The sequence below is a fragment of the Lentzea chajnantorensis genome (assembly GCF_054300775.1).
In genome coordinates, this window is the sequence record NZ_JBSDZT010000003.1 from 1 (window position 1) to 5,747 (window position 5,747).

The 5,747-nt window shown below is 58.6% G+C and carries 3 rRNA genes and 1 pseudogene; all 4 read left to right on the top strand.

The features are described 5' to 3' along the window. Window positions 1-111 precede the first annotated feature (111 nt). Window positions 112-1,637 (top strand): 16S ribosomal RNA (locus ACVDFE_RS41405). A gap of 347 nt (window positions 1,638-1,984) precedes the next feature. Next, window positions 1,985-5,150, top strand: a 23S ribosomal RNA gene (locus ACVDFE_RS41410). Between the two features lie 90 nt (window positions 5,151-5,240). Next, window positions 5,241-5,364, top strand: a 5S ribosomal RNA gene (rrf, locus tag ACVDFE_RS41415). Together the 16S, 23S and 5S rRNA genes form the textbook arrangement of a ribosomal RNA operon. After that, a pseudogene (locus ACVDFE_RS41420) lies at window positions 5,358-5,747 on the top strand (elongation factor 4); the annotation flags it as partial. The gene rrf and the pseudogene ACVDFE_RS41420, both read left to right, overlap by 7 nt.

The window sequence follows — 5,747 nt, forward strand, 5'->3', positions numbered from 1 at the left end:
AGCGTGCCGATAACACAGCCAGTAATATGAATACTCCTCGTCAGGAGTATTCCTTTGAGTAGCTAGACCAGATTGCCAGACATATTCCGTCTGGAGCGATCAACACAATCCTTATTGGAGAGTTTGATCCTGGCTCAGGACGAACGCTGGCGGCGTGCTTAACACATGCAAGTCGAACGATGAACCACTTCGGTGGGGATTAGTGGCGAACGGGTGAGTAACACGTGGGCAATCTGCCCTGCACTCTGGGACAAGCCCTGGAAACGGGGTCTAATACCGGATAATACTTCTCCTCGCATGGGGAGGGGTTGAAAGCTCCGGCGGTGCAGGATGAGCCCGCGGCCTATCAGCTTGTTGGTGAGGTAGTGGCTCACCAAGGCGACGACGGGTAGCCGGCCTGAGAGGGCGACCGGCCACACTGGGACTGAGACACGGCCCAGACTCCTACGGGAGGCAGCAGTGGGGAATATTGCACAATGGGCGAAAGCCTGATGCAGCGACGCCGCGTGAGGGATGACGGCCTTCGGGTTGTAAACCTCTTTCAGCAGGGAAGAAGCGAAAGTGACGGTACCTGCAGAAGAAGCGCCGGCTAACTACGTGCCAGCAGCCGCGGTAATACGTAGGGCGCAAGCGTTGTCCGGAATTATTGGGCGTAAAGAGCTCGTAGGCGGCTTGTCGCGTCGGTTGTGAAAGCCCGGGGCTTAACCCCGGGTCTGCAGTCGATACGGGCAGGCTAGAGTTCGGTAGGGGAGATCGGAATTCCTGGTGTAGCGGTGAAATGCGCAGATATCAGGAGGAACACCGGTGGCGAAGGCGGATCTCTGGGCCGATACTGACGCTGAGGAGCGAAAGCGTGGGGAGCGAACAGGATTAGATACCCTGGTAGTCCACGCCGTAAACGGTGGGCACTAGGTGTGGGCGACATTCCACGTTGTCCGTGCCGCAGCTAACGCATTAAGTGCCCCGCCTGGGGAGTACGGCCGCAAGGCTAAAACTCAAAGGAATTGACGGGGGCCCGCACAAGCGGCGGAGCATGTGGCTTAATTCGACGCAACGCGAAGAACCTTACCAAGGCTTGACATACACCGGAAAGCCTTAGAGATAGGGTCCCCCTTGTGGTTGGTGTACAGGTGGTGCATGGCTGTCGTCAGCTCGTGTCGTGAGATGTTGGGTTAAGTCCCGCAACGAGCGCAACCCTTGTCCTGTGTTGCCAGCAAGCCCTTCGGGGTGTTGGGGACTCACGGGAGACCGCCGGGGTCAACTCGGAGGAAGGTGGGGACGACGTCAAGTCATCATGCCCCTTATGTCTTGGGCTGCACACGTGCTACAATGGCCGGTACAATGAGCTGCGATACCGTGAGGTGGAGCGAATCTCAAAAAGCCGGTCTCAGTTCGGATTGGGGTCTGCAACTCGACCCCATGAAGTCGGAGTTGCTAGTAATCGCAGATCAGCATTGCTGCGGTGAATACGTTCCCGGGCCTTGTACACACCGCCCGTCACGTCACGAAAGTCGGTAACACCCGAAGCCGGTGGCCCAACCCCTTGTGGGAGGGAGCTGTCGAAGGTGGGACTGGCGATTGGGACGAAGTCGTAACAAGGTAGCCGTACCGGAAGGTGCGGCTGGATCACCTCCTTTCTAAGGAGCAGGGCTTCTCACCCAACCCTCCGGTTGGTCAGAGGCCAGCATGCGAGCGAACGTCTCGCACTGGTGTGCTCATGGGTGGAACGTTGACTACTCGGCACACTCGGCTTGGGATGGATCACTAAGTACTGTTTCTTCGGGGGCGTGGAAGGGGGGCGTGAGGACCGGGAGAGCGGATGTGTCGGGCACGCTGTTGGGTGTCTGAGGGTATGGCGCGTATGGCTGCCTTCAGTGGTCCGGCCCCAGTGGCACTCGAGCTGCTGGCTCGGGGGGGGGGGTGGGGGGAAGATGGTGGTGGTTGGTGTTGTTTGAGAACTGCACAGTGGACGCGAGCATCTTGTGGCCAAGTTTTTAAGGGCGCACGGTGGATGCCTTGGCACCAGGAACCGATGAAGGACGTGGGAGGCCACGATAGGCCCCGGGGAGTCGTCAACCAGGCTTTGATCCGGGGGTGTCCGAATGGGGAAACCCGGCAGTCGTCATGGGCTGTCACCCTTGCCTGAACACATAGGGCAAGTGGAGGGAACGCGGGGAAGTGAAACATCTCAGTACCCGCAGGAAGAGAAAACAACCGTGATTCCGGGAGTAGTGGCGAGCGAAACCGGATGAGGCCAAACCGTATGCGTGTGAGACCCGGCAGGGGTTGCGCATACGGGGTTGTGGGATCTCACTTTATGGTCTGCCGGCCATGAGGCGAGTCAGAAACCGTTGATGTAGGTGAAAGGACATGCGGAAAGAAAGGTCCGGGCGTAGAGGGTAAGACCCCCGTAGTCGAAAACGTCAGCGGCTCGTTTGTGAGACACCCAAGTAGCACGGGGCCCGAGTAAATCCGGTGTGAATCTGGCGGGACCACCCGCTAAGCCTAAATATTCCCTGGTGACCGATAGCGGACTAGTACCGTGAGGGAATGGTGAAAAGTACCGCGGGAGCGGAGTGAAATAGTACCTGAAACCGTGTGCCTACAAGCCGTGGGAGCGTCGGACATCAAGCTTGCTTGGTGTCTCGTGACTGCGTGCCTTTTGAAGAATGAGCCTGCGAGTTTGCGGTGTGTTGCGAGGTTAACCCGGGTGGGGAAGCCGTAGCGAAAGCGAGTCCGAATAGGGCGTTTTCAGTAGCACGCTCAAGACCCGAAGCGGAGTGATCTAGCCATGGGCAGGTTGAAGCGGAGGTAAGACTTCGTGGAGGACCGAACCCACCAGGGTTGAAAACCTGGGGGATGACCTGTGGTTAGGGGGTGAAAGGCCAATCAAACTCCGTGATAGCTGGTTCTCCCCGAAATGCATTTAGGTGCAGCGTCGTGTGTTTCTTGCCGGAGGTAGAGCACTGGATAGGCGATGGGCCCTACCGGGTTACTGACCTTAGCCAAACTCCGAATGCCGGGGTAAGTGAGAGCGCGGCAGTGAGATGTGGGGGATAAGCTCCATGGTCGAGAGGGAAACAGCCCAGAGCATCGACTAAGGCCCCTAAGCGTACGCTAAGTGGGAAAGGATGTGGAGTCGCAGAGACAACCAGGAGGTTGGCTTAGAAGCAGCCACCCTTGAAAGAGTGCGTAATAGCTCACTGGTCTAGTGATTCCGCGCCGACAATGTAGCGGGGCTCAAGCGTACCGCCGAAGTCGTGTCATTGCAGCAGATAGCCCCAACGGGTGCTGTGATGGGTAGGGGAGCGTCGTGTGCCGGGTGAAGCAGCGCCGGAAGGCAGTTGTGGACGGTTCACGAGTGAGAATGCAGGCATGAGTAGCGATTCACACGTGAGAAACGTGTGCGCCGATTGACTAAGGGTTCCTGGGTCAAGCTGATCTGCCCAGGGTAAGTCGGGACCTAAGGCGAGGCCGACAGGCGTAGTCGATGGATAACCGGTTGATATTCCGGTACCCGCTGTGAAGGCGTCAAACATCGAGCATCGTGATGCTAAGGCCGTTGAAGCGGCCTCCTGATCTCTTCGGGAGTGAGGGGGAGTGGTGGAGCCGCCGGCCCCTAAGCGGTTATAGGTGTTGAGTGATGGGGTGACGCAGGAAGGTAGTCCATCCCGGGCGGTGGTTGTCCCGGGGTAAGGGTGTAGGTGGACGTCAGGTAGGTAAATCCGCCTGGGGCACATAGTCTGAGACCTGATGCCGAGCCGATTGTGGTGAAGTGGACTGATCCTATGCTGTCGAGAAAAGCCTCTAGCGAGTTTTCATGGCGGCCCGTACCCTAAACCGACTCAGGTGGTCAGGTAGAGAATACCGAGGCGTTCGGGTGAACTATGGTTAAGGAACTCGGCAAAATGCCCCCGTAACTTCGGGAGAAGGGGGGCCACAACCGGTGAGGGGACTTGCCTCCTTTGGGGAGCTGGGGGGGGGTGGCCGCAGAGACCAGCGAGAAGCGACTGTTTACTAAAAACACAGGTCCGTGCGAAGCCGTAAGGCGATGTATACGGACTGACGCCTGCCCGGTGCTGGAACGTTAAGGGGACCGGTTAGTCACTCTTCGGGGTGGCGAAGCTGAGAACTTAAGCGCCAGTAAACGGCGGTGGTAACTATAACCATCCTAAGGTAGCGAAATTCCTTGTCGGGTAAGTTCCGACCTGCACGAATGGCGTAACGACTTCTCGACTGTCTCAACCATAGGCCCGGTGAAATTGCACTACGAGTAAAGATGCTCGTTTCGCGCAGCAGGACGGAAAGACCCCGGGACCTTTACTACAGTTTGATATTGGTGTTCGGTTCGGCTTGTGTAGGATAGCTGGGAGACTGTGAAGCTCTGGGGACGCCAGTTCGGTGGTGGAGTCGTCGTTGAAATACCAGTCTGGTCGTGCTGGATGTCTAACCTGGGTCCGTGATCCGGATCAGGGACAGTGTCTGATGGGTAGTTTAACTGGGGCGGTTGCCTCCTAAAGAGTAACGGAGGCGCCCAAAGGTTCCCTAGCCTGGTTGGCAATCAGGTGTTGAGTGTAAGTGCACAAGGGAGCTTGACTGTGAGACCGACGGGTCGAGCAGGGACGAAAGTCGGGACTAGTGATCCGGCGGTGGCTTGTGGAAGCGCCGTCGCTCAACGGATAAAAGGTACCCCGGGATAACAGGCTGATCTTCCCCAAGAGTCCATATCGACGGGGGGGTTTGGCACCTCGATGTCGGCTCGTCGCATCCTGGGGCTGGAGTCGGTCCCAAGGGTTGGGCTGTTCGCCCATTAAAGCGGTACGCGAGCTGGGTTTAGAACGTCGTGAGACAGTTCGGTCCCTATCCGCTGTGCGCGTAGGAGTCTTGAGAAGGGCTGTCCCTAGTACGAGAGGACCGGGACGGACGAACCTCTGGTGTGCCAGTTGTTCTGCCAAGGGCATGGCTGGTTGGCTACGTTCGGGAGGGATAACCGCTGAAAGCATCTAAGCGGGAAGCCTGCTTCGAGATGAGGACTCCCACCTCCATGAGAGGGTAAGGCTCCCAGTTAGACGACTGGGTTGATAGGCCGGATATGGAAGCACGGTAACGTGTGGAGTTGACCGGTACTGAGAGGCCGAGGGCTTGTTACGAAGACGCTACGCATCCACTGTGCGGTTCTGGAAGAACAACCAGAACCGATCGCGACCCTTGCGGGGTTGCTGGTTGTAATTTCATAGTGTTTCGGTGGTTATAGCGTTGGGGAAACACCCGGTCCCATTCCGAACCCGGTAGTTAAGCCCTTCATGGAGAAGGACCTCACCATCATCCCGGTGCTCAACAAGATCGACCTGCCCGCCGCGGACCCGGACAAGTACGCGAAGGAGATCGCGCACATCGTCGGCCGCGAGCCCGACGAGGTGCTGCGGGTCTCCGCCAAGACCGGTCTCGGCGTCGAGGCGCTGCTCGACGAGGTCGTGAAGCTGGTCCCGCCGCCCGTGGGCGAGGCGGACGCACCGGCCCGCGCGATGATCTTCGACTCGGTCTACGACACCTACCGCGGCGTCGTCACCTACATCCGCGTCGTCGACGGCAAGATCACGCCGCGCGAGCGCATCAAGATGATGTCGACCCGTGCCACCCACGAGATCCTCGAGGTCGGCATCGTCTCGCCGGAGCCGAAGCCGTCCCGCGGCCTGGGCGTCGGCGAGGTCGGCTACCTGATCACCGGCGTGAAGGACGTGCGCCAG